This window comes from Kaistella sp., assembly GCF_032060305.1.
Lineage (GTDB): Bacteria > Bacteroidota > Bacteroidia > Flavobacteriales > Weeksellaceae > Kaistella > Kaistella yananensis.
In genome coordinates this window covers 1-3,652 of the sequence record NZ_DAMBHK010000116.1, presented here as the reverse complement: position 1 = coordinate 3,652, position 3,652 = coordinate 1, and the positions used below count along the sequence as shown (strand labels likewise).

The window sequence follows — 3,652 nt, the reverse complement described above, 5'->3', positions numbered from 1 at the left end:
AGTAAAATTCTAAAGTAGTTTTTCCTCATTTTTTTGAAGATTAAATTCTGTGCCAATCAAGTCCTGAAATGATATAGGAAATGAAGAAAAAAAGAAATGCTAAAGTTCCAGACTAATCACATACCCCTCATGCCCTCTTACATTTATAAAATCACCACCTTCAAAAGATAGATACTGCCCTTTAATTCCGCGTAAAACGCCTTCAAATTCAGGTTTTTTATCTAAAGTGAAAGAGTTAATTTTTTCAGGTGCTTCATATGGGTAATCCAAACGGAGCATTTCATGTTCCATCGAATAGAAATTTTTGAAATTATCCGGAAAATAATCTTTTATCTTTTCGCGGAAGTCGGCAAGATCCAGATCATCCTCGAAATCGTCTTCCAGCATTTTGCGCCAGTTGGTTTTGTCGGCCAGATGTTCTTTCAGGGCGACTTCAATCATTCCGGCTTCATAACGGTTTTCGGTTTTGGCAATGGGAAGTGCAAAAGTCGCTCCCTGATCAATCCAGCGTGTTGGGATCTGGCTTTCGCGTGTAACACCCACTTTCACATCACCGGTATAAGCCAAATAAACAATATGCGACTGCAGCTGTATCGCCTCTTCAACCGCTAAATCCCGTTCGCCAATACCCAAGTGAGCGGTGGAGAGTTCGGGGCGGATGATGGTTTCGCTGGCATAAGGACTTTCGAAAAAACATTTTTTGCAGAATCCCATCCTGTAAATCTTTTCTTCACTGCCGCAGTTCACGCATTCGTAACCGATATGTTTCAACTTAAGGTTTTTACCGATCAGCTGATTCATATTGATGAGATCATTCGACAGATTAAGGAAATATTGAATGGGTTTCGCGTTTTGCGTTGTCATTTTCAGGATTTGTCCGGAGAACTGCATATTATAATATTTCAGTAAAAATAATGATTTGAATTTAATTAAATTTGTACTAAATAAAACCAAAGATGAAATATCTAGTTACCGGAGGAAGCGGTTTTATCGGTTCGCACCTGGTAGAGCAATTATTAAAAAACAGACATTCTGTCATTAATATTGACAATTTTGATGATTTTTATGATTATAGGATAAAAATCCGGAATACTCTGGAATCTGTCGGTAAACCTTTTGAGTTTTCCTTCCACAATAAAGAGCACGATATCCAGAAGCTTATTTTCGAAACTTCCACCAAAAACTATCACATTTATAACCAAGACATTAGAGACAAGGCCGGACTCGAAAAAATTTTCAGCAAACATAAAATTGATGCCGTCATTCATTTGGCAGCACTGGCCGGCGTGCGACCTTCCATTGAAAAACCTTTGGAATACGAAGAAGTAAACGTGAAAGGCACAATGAACCTTTGGGAACTATGCAATGAATTTAATATTAAAAAAATTATTTGCGCTTCAAGTTCAAGCATTTACGGCAACAACTCAAAAATTCCTTTTTCAGAAAGCGACAATGTTGACCAGCCAATTTCCCCTTATGCCGCAACAAAAAAATGTACCGAAATTCTGGGGCATGTATACCATCACCTCTACGGCATCAATATGATTCACCTGCGTTTTTTCACGGTTTACGGCCCGCGGCAAAGACCCGATTTAGCCATTCACAAATTCACGAAATTGATGAGTGAAAACAAAGAAATCCCCTTCTACGGCGACGGTTCCACCTCCAGAGACTATACCTATATAGATGACATTATTGATGGGATCCAGAAATCAATTCAGTATCTGGATAAGAATGAAAAAGTGTATGAAATCATTAATCTTGGTGAAAATGAAGTGATTACCCTCGAAGAAATGCTTGCCGGAATTGAAGAAAATCTGGAAATAAAACCGCGAAAAAAAATACTGCCCATGCAACCTGGCGATGTGCATAAAACCAATGCAGATATTACAAAAGCCAAGACATTAATAGGCTATCATCCAACCACAAGATTCCAAAATGGCATAAAAAAGTTTGTGGAATGGTTTTTGAGAAATGGTTCATGAAAAATTTTGAAATAAAAATCAAAGTTTATTGAAACTCAGCGACAAAATCTCTTTTTTATGTCGCCTAATTTTATACTTTTGCAAAAAATTAATTATATGTATTGGACATTAGAACTGGCTTCTTATCTAAGCGACGCACCTTGGCCGATGACAAAGGCCGAACTTATTGATTACGCCATCAGAACCGGCGCACCAATGGAAGTTGTTGAAAATCTTCAGGCGATCGAGGACGAAGGTGAAGTTTATGAATCCATTGAAGAAGTTTGGAGCGATTATCCTACAGACGACGACTTCCTGTGGAACGAAGACGAATATTAATAACGCAGCCGGCTATCTGCAGCCGGTTTTTTATATTTTAGAAAAATTCTAAAAAATTAAAATCTTAAAATGGCTGAATGCACGCGTAGGCAGCCGAACGCAAATACTATGGGTTTTATAGACAAAGTTCTTAAAGGTTTTCTGGGCGATAAAAACACGACCGACCTGAAAGAAGTAAAAAAAGTGGTGGCCAAAATAAAAGCTGTTGAGCCAAAAATTCAGGAACTTACTGATGACGGTTTACGCGACAAGACGGCAGAATTCAAAGAAAAAATAAAAACTGCTACAGCCGGAATCACTTCCCAGATTGAACAGATTAAGGAACAGATCAAAAATTCTTCGAATGTTGATGAAAAGGAAGAACTTTTTTCGAAAGTGGAACAACTGAAAAAAGAATCCTACCAAATAGAAGAGAAAGTGCTCAACGAAATCCTTCCTGAAGCATTTGCCCTCGTAAAAGAAACTTCCAGAAGACTTGCCCAAAACGGCGAAATCCGTGTAACTGCAACAGAACTCGACAGAGAGCTTGCTGCAACAAAAGATTTCGTTGAAGTTCAGGGCGACATTGCCATCTGGAAAAACCGTTGGGATGCAGCAGGAACTCCGGTTGTTTGGGATATGGTACATTACGATGTACAGTTTATCGGTGGTGTGGTACTACACAGCGGTAAAATTGCCGAAATGGCAACCGGTGAAGGTAAAACCCTCGTGGGAACTTTACCGATTTACCTTAACGCACTTCCGGGAAGAGGTGTTCACGTAGTTACTGTGAACGATTATCTTGCGAAACGTGACTCCGCGTGGATGGGTCCACTCTACCAGTTCCATGGATTAACCATCGACTGTATCGACCTTCACCAGCCTAATTCCGATGCAAGACGAAAAGCTTACCAATCCAGTATCACTTACGGCACCAACAACGAATTCGGTTTCGATTATTTGAGAGATAACATGGTTACTTCACCAACCGAACTCGTACAGGGTGAACTGAACTTTGCGATTGTGGATGAGGTAGACTCCGTTTTGGTAGATGATGCCAGAACTCCACTTATCATTTCAGGACCGGTTCCCCAGGGCGACCGTCAGGAATTTGATGTGTTGAAGCCTTCTGTGGACAGAATTGTGGAAATTCAGAAAAAAACGGTTTCAGCTATTTTTAACGAAGCGAAAAAACTTATTGCCAACGGAAATACAAAAGATGGCGGTTTCAAATTGCTGCAGGCCTACAGAGGTTTACCGAAATCCAGACCTTTAATTAAATTCCTTTCCGAAAGCGGAAACAAAGCGCTTCTTCAGAAAACTGAAGGACAGTATATGGCCGATAACAACCGCGATATGCCTAAGGTTGA

3 protein-coding genes and 1 pseudogene are annotated in these 3,652 nt (G+C 39.8%); 3 read left to right on the top strand and 1 reads right to left on the bottom strand.

Annotation, left to right across the window (positions count from 1 at the left end):
- Positions 1-99: 99 nt before the first annotated feature.
- Positions 100-891 carry a DUF2797 domain-containing protein gene (locus tag V5N63_RS11325; protein ID WP_332034026.1) on the bottom strand — a complete coding sequence of 264 codons (792 nt, stop codon included), beginning with the start codon at positions 889-891 and terminating at the stop codon, positions 100-102.
- Between the two features lie 65 nt (positions 892-956).
- On the opposite strand from V5N63_RS11325, the gene V5N63_RS11320 reads away from it, so the two are divergent.
- From V5N63_RS11320 to secA, 3 genes and pseudogenes are all read left to right on the top strand, one after another.
- Positions 957-1,985, top strand: coding sequence for a GDP-mannose 4,6-dehydratase (locus V5N63_RS11320; RefSeq protein ID WP_332034025.1), 1,029 nt, complete (start codon positions 957-959; stop codon positions 1,983-1,985).
- 96 nt (positions 1,986-2,081) lie between these two features.
- Complete coding sequence (locus tag V5N63_RS11315; RefSeq protein ID WP_088468449.1) at positions 2,082-2,303, top strand: DUF2795 domain-containing protein; 222 nt, start codon at positions 2,082-2,084, stop codon at positions 2,301-2,303.
- A 108-nt stretch (positions 2,304-2,411) separates the two neighbouring features.
- Positions 2,412-3,652 (top strand): annotated as a pseudogene (gene secA, locus V5N63_RS11310) (preprotein translocase subunit SecA); the annotation flags it as partial.

Coding starts and splice junctions, on each gene's coding strand:
- V5N63_RS11320 (WP_332034025.1), top strand. CDS start 957: ATGAAATATCTAGTTACCGGAGGAAGCGGTTTTATCGGTTCGCACCTG.
- V5N63_RS11315 (WP_088468449.1), top strand. CDS start 2,082: ATGTATTGGACATTAGAACTGGCTTCTTATCTAAGCGACGCACCTTGG.
- V5N63_RS11325 (WP_332034026.1), bottom strand. CDS start 891: ATGCAGTTCTCCGGACAAATCCTGAAAATGACAACGCAAAACGCGAAA.